The following is a 13,043-nucleotide window of genomic DNA, read 5'->3' on the forward strand; positions in this document are numbered from 1 at the left end:
ATGGTGGTGGCCGGGGACGACGCCCTGGCGCACCGGCTCGCCGCGGAACTGCGTGGTGTGTACGGCGAGCGGGTGACCCTCGTCGTCCCGCCCGCGCAGCGCCGCGTGCGCCCGCCGGTGGTCGGACGGGCCCGGGGCTCGACCCTCTTCGACCGGGTCTCCGCGGCGGTGAACCGGGCCGCCGGGAACGGTGAAGCGCCACCCGGCCGCACGACCGAACCACCGGGTTCCGAAAGGGTGCTGGAGGCCGCTGAGCTCACCGAGGCCGTGCTCGCCGAGGCGGGCGTCGAACGGGCGGCCGCCCTCGCGCTCGTCCACGACGACGACGAGGCCAACATCCGGGCCGCGCTCACCGCGCGCCGCCTCAACCCGCGGCTTCGGCTCGTCATCAGGCTCTACAACCGGCGCCTGGGCGAGCACATCAAGGAACTCCTCGACCAGGCGTCGGCGTTGGCCGCGGACGGGATCGACGACGGCACCACCGGCGGTGACGGGGGCGGGTTCGACGCGTCCACCACCGTGCTGTCCGACGCCGACACCGCCGCGCCCGCGCTCGCCGCGACCGCCGTCGCCGGCACCAGCAAGGTCGTCCAGACGGACGGGCTGATGCTGCGGGCGGTGGAACGGCCTCCGCCGGGGCCCGGCGAGGTCGCCGACCCCGGTCTGTGCACGCTCGCGCTGCTGTCCGCCACGACCAACGACCCCGCCGGGGCCGACGGTTCCGAGAGCAGCGGTCCGCAGGGGCCCCGGCTGCTGCCCGACGAGCGGGCGGTGGCCGCCGCCACCGGGCGCGGGACCGTCGTCCTGGAGACCGTGTCGTACACCGCTCCCGCGGTGTCCGGCGGGCGCAGCGTGCTGCCCTTCGGCTCGCTGCTGTCACGGCGGCTGCGCTGGTCGTTCGCCGGACTGGTGGGGTGTGTGATCGGGCTGGCGGTCGCCTCCATGGCCGTCACCAGGGAGCCTCCGCTCCAGGCGACCTATCTGACGCTGCTCGACCTCTTCGCCATCAACAATCCCGCCATCGGGGAACCGGTCGGACGGCAGGTCCTCCAACTCTTCTCCGGGCTCGTCGGGTTGCTGCTTCTTCCGGTGCTGCTCGCCGCGGTGCTGGAGGCGCTGGGTACGTTCCGGAGCGGGTCCGCGTTGCGCAAGCCGCCGCGGGGACTGTCCGGGCATGTGGTGCTGCTCGGGGTCGGCAAGATCGGTACGCGGGTGCTGGCGCGCCTGCGGGAGCTGAACATTCCCGTGGTGTGCGTGGAGGCCGACCCCGAGGCGCGGGGGCTGGCGCTGGCGCGGCGGCTGCGGGTGCCGGTGGTACTGGGGGATGTGACCCAGGAGGGCGTCCTGGAGGCCGCGAAGATCCACCGGGCGCACTCGTTGCTCGCGCTGACCAGCGCGGACACGACGAATCTGGAGGCCGCGCTGTACGCCCGTACGGTGCGGCCCGATCTGCGGGTGGTGCTGCGGCTGTACGACGACGACTTCGCGACCGCCGTGTACCGGACCCTGCGGGCCGCGCATCCGCAGGCGCTCACGCGGAGTCGCAGCGTGTCGCATCTGACCGCGCCCGCGTTCGCCGGAGCGATGATGGGGCGGCAGATCCTCGGGGCGATCCCGGTCGAACGGCGGGTGTTGCTGTTCGCGGCCATCGACGTGGGCGGGCATGCCCAGTTGGAGGGGCGGACCGTCGGGGAGGCGTTTCGGGCGGGGGCGTGGCGGGTGCTCGCGCTCGAGGCGGGGGTGGTGGGACGGCGGGATCCGGCGGGCGGAGGCGGGGGCGGCGGGGTGTCGCAGCGGGCGCCGAGCGGGCTGGTCTGGGATCTTCCCCCCTCCTACGTGCTGCGCGCGGAGGATCGGGTGGTCTTGGCGGCTACCCGGCGGGGGCTCGCGGAGTTGTTGGGGCGGCGGGTCCGGGAGCGGGCCGTAGGCCCTCCGGGCGAGTAGGGGCGGGGCCGGGCCCGTGGGCGGTGGGCGGTGGGCGGTGGTTGTCGTGGGCGGGCGCCCGTCTTCGCCGCCCACGCCCCCGCCCCGCATCCGCTGCCCCGGCCCGTCCCCGTCTTTCAGGAGGCTCCGCCCGGTCCTCACGGGTCCCCGCAGCCGGCGGACCCGTGAGGACCGCCCCTGTCAGGCCGGAAGGTGGGTCCGGGCGAAGTTCAGTTCCAGGTGGACCTGCTTGATGCGTTCGTCGACGACCAGGGACCCATGGCCGGCGTCGTAGCGGTAGACCTCGTGGACGGCTCCTCGGGCGGCGAGACGGTCGACGTAGTTCTCGACCTGGCGGATGGGGCAGCGGGGGTCGTTCACGCCGGCCGAGATGTAGACGGGGGCCTTGACCGCGTCGACGTACGTCAGGGGTGAGGACGCCTCGAAGCGCGCGGGAACCTCCTCCGGTGTGCCGCCCAGCAGGGTGCGGTCCATGGCCTTCAGGGCCTCCATCTCGTCGTGGTACGCCGTGACGTAGTCCGCGACCGGGACGGCGGCGATGCCGAGGCTCCAGGCATCCGGCTGGGTGCCCAGACCCAGCAGCGTGAGGTAGCCGCCCCAGGAGCCGCCGGTGAGGATCAGGCGCTCGGGGTCGGCGAGGCCGGACGTCACCGCCCACTCGCGGACCGCCGCGATGTCCTCCAGCTCGATGAGGCCCACCCGGTGCTTGAGGGCGTCCGTCCACTCCCGCCCGTACCCGGTCGAGCCCCGGTAGTTGACCCGCACCACCGCGTACCCGTGGTCCACCCAGGCCGCCGGGCCCGCCGCGAAGGAGTCGCTGTCGTGCCAGGTGGGGCCGCCGTGGATGTCGAAGACGGTGGGCAGCGGTCCCGTCACCCCGGCCGGCTTCTGGACCAGGGCGTGGACCCTGCCGCCGGGGCCGTCCACCCAGACGTCCTCCACGGGCACCGAACCCGGGGACTTCAGGCCGGGGGGATCGAGGATGACGCCGCCGGTCGTCGAGCGGACCGACGACGGTTCGGCCGCCGACGACCACAGGTACTCCACGCTGCCGTCGGGGCGGGCCGTCGCCCCGGACACCGTGCCCGCGGGGGTGGGCACGCGCAGCAGCCCGCCGGACGCCAGGTCGTAGCGCCACAGGTCGCTGCGGGCCTCGAAGCTGTGCGCGATCAGCAACGCCGATCCGTCCGGATACCACTCGGCGCCCACGTCGCCGGGCAGGTCGAGGGACAGGTCCGTCTCCTCGCCGGTCGCTACGTCCCACACCAGCGGCTCCCAACGGCCGCGCCGCTGGTGCCCGATGAGCAGCCGGGTGTCCCCGTCGACCGGGGCGAAGCCCAGCACCTCCAGGCCCAGTTCGACCGTGCCGCCCTTGCTGTCGTCGAGCTCGGCGACCGTCGATCCGTCCGGGCGCAGCACCCGCAGCGCCGAGTGCATCGCGTCGCCGTGCTCGGTGTGCTCCACGGCGATCAGGGAGCCGTCGTGGGAGAGGTCGCCGACGCCGGCCGACTCCCGGTGGCGGTAGATCTCCACGGGTTCCTCGCCGGAGCGGACCAGGTGGATCGTCGACCCGTCCTCGTCCGTCGAGCGGCCCACGACCGCCGTCCGACCGTCCCGGCCGATGGCCAGTCCTCCGGGGTAGGAGGGCTCCAGTCCCGGTGCGGCGGGCTCGTCGACGCCGGCGGCATCGGCCGTTCCACCGGTGGGAGCGGCGCCGCCGGCGACGGCCGCGGCGAAACGCTGCCGGCGCCAGATGCCGAACTCGTCGCCGTCCTTGTCGTCGAACCACCAGATCCATTCGCCGTCCGGGGAGAGCACCCCGTCCGTCGTACCGTTCGCCCGGTCGGTGATCTGGCGCTGCTCGCCCGTCTCACGGTCCCACGCGTACAGCTCGTAGGTTCCCGTCGCGTTGGAGACGAACAGCGAGCGGTGCGGGGCGTCCTCCGCCCAGTCCGGCAGCGACACCCTCGGTGCCCTGAAGCGCTTCTCCCAGTCGGGCATGGCCGCCTGCTGCTGCTCGACGGACCCGTTGCTCTCAGTCATGGCCCCATAGTGCCTGGCCCACCCGCCTTCGCGCCGACGAGGTCCCCAGCCTGTGGAAAACTCCGTCCCGATCCGTGCGCGACCCCCGCCCCACCCCGCCCGGCGACCGGTGCCGGACGGGCGGGACCGGACGCCGGGACCGGGCCCCGGAGCCCGGCCGCGCTCGGCGGCACCGTACCTTTGAGGTCGTGTACCGGTTCCTGCTGACGCCCCGCTGGTGGGGGATCAACGTCTTCGTGCTGTTGGCCATCCCCTTCTGCATCTTCATGGGGTCGTGGCAGTTGAGCCGGTTCGAGGCTCGGGTCCAGGACCAGCGCGACGCCGGTGAGCAGGCCGCGGCGGCCAGGACGGATCCGGCCCGACCGCTGCGCGAGCTGCTGCCCGTCGACAAGGACACGTCCGGCAAGCAGGCCGTCGCCACCGGCCGGTACGGCAAGCAACTGCTGGTGCCCGACCGCGAGCTGGGCGGCAGGCACGGGTACTACGTGCTGACGCTGCTGCGGACCGACGGCGGCCAGGCGCTGCCCGTCGTCCGGGGCTGGCTGCCCGGTACCGCGGATGCCGCGAAAGCGCCCGCCGCCCCGGCCGGCGAGGTGACCGTCACGGGCGCGTTGCAGGTCTCCGAGAGCCCGGGGTCGGACGGGGTGAGCGCCGCCGGCGGGCTTCCGGACGGGCAGACCGGCGCGATCAGCTCGGCCTCGCTGGTGAACCTGGTGCCGTACAAGGTCTATGACGCCTGGATCACCCTCGCGAAGGCCGACAGCGGGATGACGGCGGTGCCCGCGACGGCGCCGCAGGGCACCGGCCTGGACCTCAAGGCGTTCCAGAACCTCGGTTACACCGGCGAGTGGTTCGTCTTCGCGGGCTTCGTCGTCTTCATGTGGTTCCGGCTGCTGCGCCGCGAGGCCGAGTTCGCGCGGGACGCGGAGCTGGGTCTGATCCCCTCGGGGACGACGGATCAGGACGAGGAGACGGGCCGGGACCGGGAGCGGGACGCAGCCCCGGACGGAAGCGCGGACGGAACCCCGGACGGAAGCGCGGACGTAGTCCCGGACGGGGATCCGGTCCGGGACACCGCCGGAACCCCGGCTCCGTAGAGACTCGGACCCCGGCTCCGTAGAGACTCGGACCCCGGCTCCGTGGAGACCGAGGTCCCGGCTCCGTGGAGACCGAGGTCCCGGCTCCGTGACCGTGGACTCCCCGGCCCCGGTCCCGGGAACGCCCGGGTCCCGGCGCCGCCCCGCTCAGGACGCCGCCAGTATCCCCGTCCGGTAGACCGTGCCCGCGCATGCGCCGGACACCGTCGTCGAGGCGGTCGCGCCCGTGTCCGTCGCGTAGGAGAGGGTGACGCTGCCGTCGGCCACGCCGTCCGCCCTGAGGAGCTGGGCCGAGGTGCCCGTGCCGCCGGTGTCCGTGCCGGTACCGCCGGCCACGGCGGCCCCCTCCGTGGAGCTCGGATCCGGTGAGGGCTGACCCCCGCCGGTGGTCGGACAGGTCTCCGAGGGCACCCAGGCGAACTTCACGACGTACGAGACACTCGGCTGCAGCACCAGCGAGGCGACCTCCATGGAGGGGTCGGGCAGGCCGGTGGCCGCGTCGCCCGCCACATGGGTCACCACACTGATCTTGGACGAGTCCGCCGCCCCCTGTGCCAGGGTGCTGACGGCGCCCGCGCCGCTGACGGTGCAGCTGGTGCCGGAGACGTTCGAGACGCTGAAGGAGCCGTAGACCGTGCCGGCGGCGTCGGGGACGCCGACGGTGCTGGTGGCGCCGCCGAGCTGCGCGGCCGTGCACGCGGACGCGGTGGGCGCCGAGGCCGACGGATCGGGGCCGCCGGTGGCCGCCCCGGTGCCCGCCCCCTTGCCCTTGTCGGGCGCTCCCGTCCGGTCCTGCTTGCCATGGTCCCGGGATGTGCCGGAGCCGCCGCCCGCGGTGCTCTCGCCGCCGTCCGGGTTCTTGCCCTGGCTGGTGCCGCCCTGCGCCTGCGAGCTGTTGCCCGCGATGGACGGGTCGGCGTTCGACCCGGAGGCGTTCGAGACGTGCACCAGGGCCGGGACGGCCGTGCCGATGAAGAGCGCGGCGGCGGCCATGCCGACGAGTGCCTGGCGCTTGCGGGCCCGCCGGGCGGGCACCGCGCGGCGCAGATGCTCCAGCGTGCCGTCGGCGGGTTCGATCTCCTCGACCGCCTGGTGCAGCAGCCGGCGCAGCGCCACTTCGTCCGCGCCGAGGCTTTCGGAGCCCAGTTCGGCCGGGCCCTGTTCGTCGGGCTGTCCGTCGGGGCCGTGGTTCACAGTTCCGTTCCCAGCGTGCGATTGCCTGTGCTCGTGCTCCGGGCGCCGTTCCTCGTCACGGCGCCGCGCGTTCTCGTCGTACTCGCTCATGCCGGGGCCTCCATGGCCACACGGAGCGCCGCGATGCCGCGCGAGCCGTACGCCTTGACCGAGCCGAGCGATATCCCGAGGGTCTCGGCGACCTGCGCCTCGGTCATGTCCGCGAAGTAGCGCAGCACCAGGACCTCGCGCTGACGGCGCTGCAGGCCCTTCATGGCCTTCTTCAGCGCGTCGCGCTCCAGCAGGTCGTAGGCGCCCTCCTCGGCGCTCGCCATGTCCGGCATCGGCTTCGAGAGGAGCTTGAGGCCGAGGATGCGCCGACGCAGGGCGGACCGCGAGAGGTTGACGACGGTCTGGCGCAGATAGGCCAGCGTCTTCTCCGGGTCGCGGACGCGCTTGCGCGCCGAGTGCACCCGGATGAAGGCCTCCTGGACGACGTCCTCGCAGGAGGCGGTGTCGTCGAGCAGGAGCGCCGCGAGACCCAGGAGCGACCGGTAGTGGGCGCGGTAGGTCTCGGTCAGATGGTCGACCGTCGTGCCCGCGGCCGCGCTGCTGTCCTCAGCGCCGTCGCGCTGGCTCGGTATGCGGGCGGGCCGCGCTGCGGGCATGCGCGCGATCACCGGCATGCCGCCGGGCGCGCCGGGGCTGCGGAGTCGGCGGGGTGGACGCAGGGCCGTGCCCCTCGTCTGTACCGCGGTGAATTCGAGTACCTCTGCCACGCCAGTTGGACACGCGTCCCCCCGTCAGGGTTGTACGCGACGGGCATCACATTCGCTTCCGCCATCACTTCGGCCGAAACCCCCACCCGCGCACGCACCGCGACGTCCACTCTCACGCACACCGCGACACCCACCGGAACCGATGCCGCAACCCCCGCCGACGCGCCCGGCAGCGCGCCTGAAAGTGCACCGAAAGCCCTCATGCGTAAAAGCTCATCCCCTATGCCCCATGTGCCCTGCCGCCCCCGGACCACCCGCGCAGGGCTACCGCAAAGACGCTCCCCGCCCTGCGCACGGTTGCGGAGAACGGGGAGGGAAATCTTCGAACGCCGGGTGGGTCTTGTTCAAGTGGTACGGACCATTATTCCGGCCACACGACTCACACAGATCCTACAAACGAATCCCGCGATGACCAGGGAGTTTTTTCGCGGGCCTCAGGGCCGCGGCCGGGAGGCCGGGTGCCGAACCGACAGTTCCGCCGCCACCAGCTCGGCGATCTGCGCCGTGTTGAGCGCGGCGCCCTTGCGGAGGTTGTCGCCGCAGACGAAGAGTTCGAGGGCGGTCGGATCGTCGAGTGCCCGGCGGACGCGGCCGACCCAGGTCGGGTCGGTACCCACGACGTCGGCGGGAGTGGGGAACTCCCCGGCGGCCGGATCGTCGAACAGGACGACTCCGGGCGCGGTGGCCAGGATCTCCCGTGCTCTCGCCACCGTGACCCTGTCCTCGAAGCGGGCGTGGACGGTGAGGGAGTGCGTGGTGACGACCGGGACGCGGACGCAGGTCACGGCCACCGGCAGGTGGGGCAGTCCGAGGATCTTGCGGGACTCGTCCCGCACCTTCATCTCCTCCGAGGACCAGCCGTCCTCGCGCAGCGACCCGGCCCACGGTACGACGTTCAGCGCCACCGGCTCCGGGAACGGGCCGGTGTTGTCCCCCACGGCACGGCGCACGTCCCCGGGGCTGGTCCCCAGTTCCGTACCGGCGACCAGGGACAGCTGCTGGCGCAGGGTCTCGACGCCGGCGCGCCCGGCACCGCTCACCGCCTGGTAGCTGGAGACCACGAGCTCGCGCAGTCCGAACTCGGCGTGCAGCGCGCCGAGCGCCACGATCATGGAGAGGGTGGTGCAGTTCGGGTTGGCGATGATCCCGCGCGGACGCATCCGCGTGGTGTGCGGATTGACCTCGGGGACGACCAGGGGGACGTCCGGGTCCATCCGGAAGGCGCCCGAGTTGTCCACCACGATCACGCCCTTGGCCGCGGCGATCGGCGCCCAGTGCGCGGCCACCTCGTCGGGCACGTCGAACATCGCGACGTCGACCCCGTCGAGAGCGGCCTCGCTCAGTGCCGCCACCTCGACCTCCTCGCCACGCACGGCCAGCTTGCGGCCGGCCGAGCGCGGGGAGGCGAGCAGACGGATCTCGCCCCAGATGTCCGCGTGCTGGGACAGGATCTGGAGCATGACGCGGCCGACGGCCCCGGTCGCACCCACGACCGCGAGCGTCGGACGTCCGAGGCGTCCGGGGTGGCCGGAGTGACCGGAGTGACCGGGGAATCCGGAGTGTTCAGCCGGTCGCCCGGTCCGTTCGGCCATCAGCGGCCAGTGCCCCCGTAGACGACGGCCTCGTCGCTGTCGGAGTCGAGCCCGAAGGCGGTGTGCACGGCGCGTACGGCCTCCGGCACGTCGTCCGCGCGGGTCACGACCGAGATACGGATCTCGGAGGTCGAGATCAGCTCGATGTTGACCCCGGCCTCGCTGAGCGCCTCGAAGAAGCCGGCCGTGACACCCGGGTTCGTCTTCATGCCCGCGCCGACCAGCGAGATCTTGCCGATCTGGTCGTCGTAGCGCAGCGAGTCGAAGCCGATCACGCTCCTGGCCTTCTCCAGGGCGTCGATGGCCTTGCGGCCCTCGGTCTTGGGAAGGGTGAAGGAGATGTCCGTGAGGCCCGTGGAGGCCGCGGACACGTTCTGCACGACCATGTCGATGTTGACCTGGGCGTCGGCGATGGCCCGGAAGATCGAAGCGGCCTCGCCCGGCTTGTCCGGGACACCGACGACCGTGACCTTGGCCTCGGAGGTGTCGTGAGCGACACCGGAGATGATGGCCTGCTCCACCTTCTGGTCCCCTTGCTGGATCGGTGTGTTGCTGACCCAGGTGCCCTGCAGTCCGCTGAAGGACGAGCGCACGTGGATCGGGATGTTGTAGCGGCGGGCGTACTCCACACAGCGGTGGAGCAGCACCTTGGAGCCGGAGGCGGCGAGCTCCAGCATGTCCTCGAAGGCGATCCAGTCGATCTTCTTCGCCTTCTTCACCACCCGCGGGTCGGCGGTGAACACGCCGTCCACGTCGGTGTAGATCTCGCAGACCTCGGCGTCGAGCGCCGCGGCGAGCGCGACGGCCGTCGTGTCGGAGCCACCGCGCCCGAGCGTGGTGATGTCCTTCTTGTCCTGCGAGACGCCCTGGAACCCGGCGACGATGGCGATGTTGCCCTCGTCGAGGGCCGTCCGGATACGGCCGGGCGTGACGTCGATGATCCGCGCTTTGTTGTGGACCGAGTCGGTGATGACACCGGCCTGGCTGCCGGTGAACGACTGGGCGCTGTGGCCCAGGTTCTTGATCGCCATCGCCAGCAGGGCCATGGAGATCCGCTCTCCCGCGGTCAGCAGCATGTCGAACTCTCGCCCGCTGGGCATCGGAGACACCTGCTCGGCGAGATCGATCAGCTCGTCCGTCGTGTCGCCCATCGCGGAAACGACCACGACCACCTGGTGGCCGTTCTTCTTCGCTTCCACGATTCGCTTGGCGACGCGCTTGATGCCCTCGGCATCGGCTACGGAGGAACCTCCGTACTTCTGCACGACAAGGCCCACGTGCGCTCCTCGCTCCATCTGTCTCTGCACCGCACTACTGCGGTGCGCTCAGTTTAACGAGCGGCCGGATTTCCCCTCCGAAGTATCGCATCGTGAGATGTCCCGCTCACGACGTGATCACTGCGGACCGTCAGGTCGACCGAGGCCGTCAGGGATCCTCCGGCCGCTCCGAGCGGCATCTGCCCATGCCCCGGCCCCGCCACTCCGGAAAGTGCCCCGAGTCACACGGGACCGGTGTGACCCGGGTACCGGCGAGAGAGGGGCGCACGCCCGGCGCACCCGAGCTGCCCGAGCTGCTGGCGCGCGTGGAGCCCAGGGTGCGGGGTGCGTCGGAGCACCCGCCGGGCCTCCTGGGTCCGGCCGGATCCCGCCGCGGCCGGCCTACTTGGCCGTCCCCAGGCCCAGCGGGCCCCCGATCTCCTCGGCCATCACCCGGCCCGCCTCCTCGGCGAGGATCTCCTCGCCGAGGTCCTGGTCGGTGTCCAGGCCGTTCAGGTCGTCCAGGGGCTGGTTGAGCCGCACATGGGCGACCAGGGACTGCAGGGCGCGCAGGGCGGCCGAGGCGGTGGAGCCCCAGTTCGAGAAGTACGAGAACTGCCACCACCACAGCGCCTCGCTGGTGCGTCCGGCGCGGTAGTGGGCCATGCCGTGGCGCAGGTCCGTGAAGACGTCGGCGAAGTCGTCCGAGATCCGGCAGGCCACCGGGGCCTTGCGGGGCTCGTACGGGTCGAAGACCTCGGAGTAGACGTCGACCGGTTCCAGCATCACGGCCAGGCGCCGGCGCAGCTCGTCGACGTCCGGCTCCGGGCCGAGGTCCGGCTCGTAGGGCTCGTCGGGGACGATGTCCTCGTGCGCGCCCAGGCGGCCGCCGGCCAGGAGGAGTTGGGAGATCTCCAGGAGGAGGAAGGGAACCGCCGAGTCCGGCTCGTCGCCCTTGGCCACCTCGGTGACGGCGACCAGGAAGCTCTCCACCTGGTCCGCGATCTGGACCACGAAGTCGTCGGGGTCCTGGCTGGTGGCGTGCAGTGTGGCGTCAGACATCTAGGAGTCGTCTCCCCTCGAAGGCGCGGCCGAGCGTGACCTCGTCCGCGTATTCCAGGTCGCCACCCACCGGGAGGCCGCTGGCCAGGCGGGTGACCCTGAGGCCCATGGGCTTGATCATGCGGGCGAGATACGTGGCCGTGGCCTCGCCCTCCAGGTTCGGGTCGGTGGCCAGGATGAGTTCCGTGACCGCGCCGTCCGCGAGGCGGGCGAGGAGTTCCCTGATCCGCAGGTCGTCCGGGCCCACACCCTCGATCGGGCTGATCGCGCCGCCGAGCACGTGGTACTTCCCCCGGAACTCACGCGTCCGCTCGACCGCGACGACGTCCTTCGGTTCCTCGACCACGCAGATCACCGACAGGTCGCGGCGCGGGTCGCGGCAGATGTTGCACAGCTCCTCCTGTGCCACGTTGCCGCAGGTCGCGCAGAAGCGGACCTTCGCCTTGACCTCCATGAGGCACTGCGCGAGCCGGCGGACGTCCGTCGGCTCGGCCTGCAGGATGTGGAAGGCGATCCGCTGCGCGCTCTTGGGACCGACGCCGGGCAGCCGCCCCAACTCGTCGATGAGGTCCTGGACCACGCCTTCGTACAACGGACTGCCGCCCTTCCTGGATTCTTTCAGTACGTACGGTAGTTGGCCGCCGCCGGTCTTAGAAGGGCAGACCGGGGATGCCGCTGCCGCCGCCGAGGCCCTGGGCGAGCGGGCCGAGCTTCTGCTGCTGGAGCGCCTGCGCGTTCTCGTTCGCCGCCTGGACCGCCGCGACGACCAGATCGGCGAGCGTCTCCGTGTCCTCGGGGTCGACCGCCTTCGGGTCGATCACCAGGGCGCGGAGCTCGCCGGAGCCGGTCACCGTCGCCTTCACCAGGCCGCCGCCCGACTGGCCTTCCACCTCCGTGCGCCCGAGTTCCTCCTGCGCGTTCGCGAGGTCCTGCTGCATCTTCTGGGCCTGCTGGAGCAGCTGCTGCATGTTGGGCTGGCCACCACCGGGAATCACGATCAGCTCCTGGGTCGTACGGCTATCGGCACCACTGTCCGGACGGGGTTTTCCCGCTCAGCACGAGCCTACGTGGTCGACGGGCCGGTCGCCCCAGCACTCTTTCGAGTGATACCGCCCGTCCGCCTATACCTGACGAAGACCCTCTTCCGGGCGGAAAACCGGTGAAAACCGGGCCATCGCCACCCATTGGGCGGTAGGAAAGGGACGGCGCCTGCGCATCATGCGTCACGCGACATCACACAACGTCACTAGTTTTCGTCGGAGCCGTCGTCGCCGGAGTCGTGGCCCGCGTCGTCGTCGGCGTCATCGCCGTCGTCAGTAGGGAGTGCCGGGTGAGCCAGCCGGAGATGCAGCCCGAGGGGCCGCCCCAGGACGCTCGCAACGACGGGGCCGGCGGCCCCCGGCCGGGCGACCTGACCGGCCGGCCGCTCCCCCTCGGGGACTGGGGCGAACCGGCCGACCGGCTTCACGAGCTGTACCAGTGGGTGGAGCGGGGGGCTCTCGACACGGCGTCCTGGTACCTCGCGGACCGGGCGGGGAAGCGGTGGGCGGCCCGGGGTCTGCGGGGCGGAGCGGCGCTGGGAGCGATGGCCGGAGCCGCCCTGCCGCTGCTGGATCTCACCGGAGTGGTCGGTGGCGTGGCTCCCTGGGGGTATCTCGCGCTGCTGTTCGGGGTGGCGTGTGTGGCGGCCGACCGGTTCTTCGGGGTGACCTCCGGGTGGATAAGGGACGTGGCCACGGCGCAGGCCGTGCAGCGACGGCTCCAGGTGCTCCAGTTCGACTGGGCGTCCGAGAGCGTGCGGGAGGTGCTGGGGCCCGCGGAGGGGACCGCCGGTGAGGCGGCGGAGCGGTGTCTCGGCGTGCTGCGCAGGTTCTCGGAGGACGTCACGGAGCTGGTCCGGGCCGAGACCGCGGACTGGATGGTGGAGTTCCGCACCGGTTCCGCCCCCCTCGGCATCCAGTCCTCACCGGTCACCGGACCGAGGCCGGATGCGGGGGCGGCACAGGGCAGGTTCTCGGCGCCTCCGAACGGGGCCCGCCCGAACATGCCCCGTCAGCGCCCGCCGGAGTCGAGATGAGCCGGCTTCGGACCGGCTCG

At 72.2% G+C, this 13,043-nt stretch carries 11 protein-coding genes; 3 read left to right on the plus strand and 8 right to left on the minus strand.

Translation table 11 applies throughout. From position 1 onward, the window contains the following. Entirely contained in the window at positions 1 to 1,944 is a 1,944-nt protein-coding gene (locus ACFVTC_RS24140; RefSeq protein ID WP_390130543.1) for an NAD-binding protein, read from the plus strand. Between the two features lie 180 nt (positions 1,945 to 2,124). On the opposite strand, the gene ACFVTC_RS24145 is transcribed toward ACFVTC_RS24140, so the two are convergent. Next, on the minus strand, positions 2,125 to 3,987 hold the full coding sequence (locus tag ACFVTC_RS24145; protein WP_390130209.1) for a S9 family peptidase: 1,863 nt from the start codon (positions 3,985 to 3,987) through the stop codon (positions 2,125 to 2,127). A 188-nt stretch (positions 3,988 to 4,175) separates the two neighbouring features. Here ACFVTC_RS24145 and ACFVTC_RS24150 point away from each other — a divergent pair, with 188 nt between their 5' ends. After that, positions 4,176 to 5,084, plus strand: coding sequence for an SURF1 family protein (locus tag ACFVTC_RS24150; protein ID WP_390130211.1), 909 nt, complete (start codon positions 4,176 to 4,178; stop codon positions 5,082 to 5,084). A gap of 147 nt (positions 5,085 to 5,231) precedes the next feature. Here ACFVTC_RS24150 and ACFVTC_RS24155 read toward each other — a convergent pair whose 3' ends face one another. The 7 genes from ACFVTC_RS24155 to ACFVTC_RS24185 all read right to left on the minus strand — a co-directional run bounded on the left by ACFVTC_RS24155 (position 5,232) and on the right by ACFVTC_RS24185 (position 11,941). Further along, complete coding sequence (locus ACFVTC_RS24155) at positions 5,232 to 6,368, minus strand: hypothetical protein (protein WP_390130213.1); 1,137 nt, start codon at positions 6,366 to 6,368, stop codon at positions 5,232 to 5,234. After that, a complete protein-coding gene (locus ACFVTC_RS24160; RefSeq protein ID WP_390130215.1) occupies positions 6,365 to 7,036 on the minus strand; it encodes a SigE family RNA polymerase sigma factor in 672 nt (223 codons plus the stop codon). The genes ACFVTC_RS24155 and ACFVTC_RS24160 overlap by 4 nt, the downstream gene beginning before the upstream one ends. Before the next feature lie 434 nt (positions 7,037 to 7,470). Continuing rightward, a complete protein-coding gene (locus ACFVTC_RS24165; RefSeq protein WP_390130218.1) occupies positions 7,471 to 8,526 on the minus strand; it encodes an aspartate-semialdehyde dehydrogenase in 1,056 nt (351 codons plus the stop codon). A 101-nt stretch (positions 8,527 to 8,627) separates the two neighbouring features. Then, a complete protein-coding gene (locus ACFVTC_RS24170; RefSeq protein WP_390130219.1) occupies positions 8,628 to 9,905 on the minus strand; it encodes an aspartate kinase in 1,278 nt (425 codons plus the stop codon). A gap of 381 nt (positions 9,906 to 10,286) precedes the next feature. Then, a complete protein-coding gene (locus ACFVTC_RS24175; RefSeq protein WP_168529247.1) occupies positions 10,287 to 10,946 on the minus strand; it encodes a DUF5063 domain-containing protein in 660 nt (219 codons plus the stop codon). Beyond that, positions 10,939 to 11,538 carry a recombination mediator RecR gene (gene recR, locus ACFVTC_RS24180; RefSeq protein ID WP_189773119.1) on the minus strand — a complete coding sequence of 200 codons (600 nt, stop codon included), beginning with the start codon at positions 11,536 to 11,538 and terminating at the stop codon, positions 10,939 to 10,941. Before recR ends, ACFVTC_RS24175 begins: the two co-directional genes overlap by 8 nt. 58 nt (positions 11,539 to 11,596) lie before the next feature. Next, a complete protein-coding gene (locus tag ACFVTC_RS24185) occupies positions 11,597 to 11,941 on the minus strand; it encodes a YbaB/EbfC family nucleoid-associated protein (protein WP_356016571.1) in 345 nt (114 codons plus the stop codon). 335 nt (positions 11,942 to 12,276) lie between these two features. On the opposite strand from ACFVTC_RS24185, the gene ACFVTC_RS24190 reads away from it, so the two are divergent. Further along, a complete protein-coding gene (locus ACFVTC_RS24190) occupies positions 12,277 to 13,023 on the plus strand; it encodes an SLATT domain-containing protein (RefSeq protein ID WP_390130223.1) in 747 nt (248 codons plus the stop codon). Positions 13,024 to 13,043 lie beyond the last annotated feature (20 nt).

This window comes from Streptomyces sp. NPDC057950 (assembly GCF_042887295.1).
GTDB classification, from domain to species: Bacteria; Actinomycetota; Actinomycetes; order Streptomycetales; family Streptomycetaceae; genus Streptomyces; species Streptomyces kaempferi.

Bases quoted from the DNA above. Each gene is read 5' to 3' on its own strand.
- ACFVTC_RS24140 (WP_390130543.1), top strand. From the start codon at position 1: ATGGTGGTGGCCGGGGACGACGCCCTGGCGCACCGGCTCGCCGCGGAA.
- ACFVTC_RS24145 (WP_390130209.1), bottom strand. From the start codon at position 3,987: ATGACTGAGAGCAACGGGTCCGTCGAGCAGCAGCAGGCGGCCATGCCC.
- ACFVTC_RS24155 (WP_390130213.1), bottom strand. From the start codon at position 6,368: ATGAGCGAGTACGACGAGAACGCGCGGCGCCGTGACGAGGAACGGCGC.
- ACFVTC_RS24175 (WP_168529247.1), bottom strand. From the start codon at position 10,946: ATGTCTGACGCCACACTGCACGCCACCAGCCAGGACCCCGACGACTTC.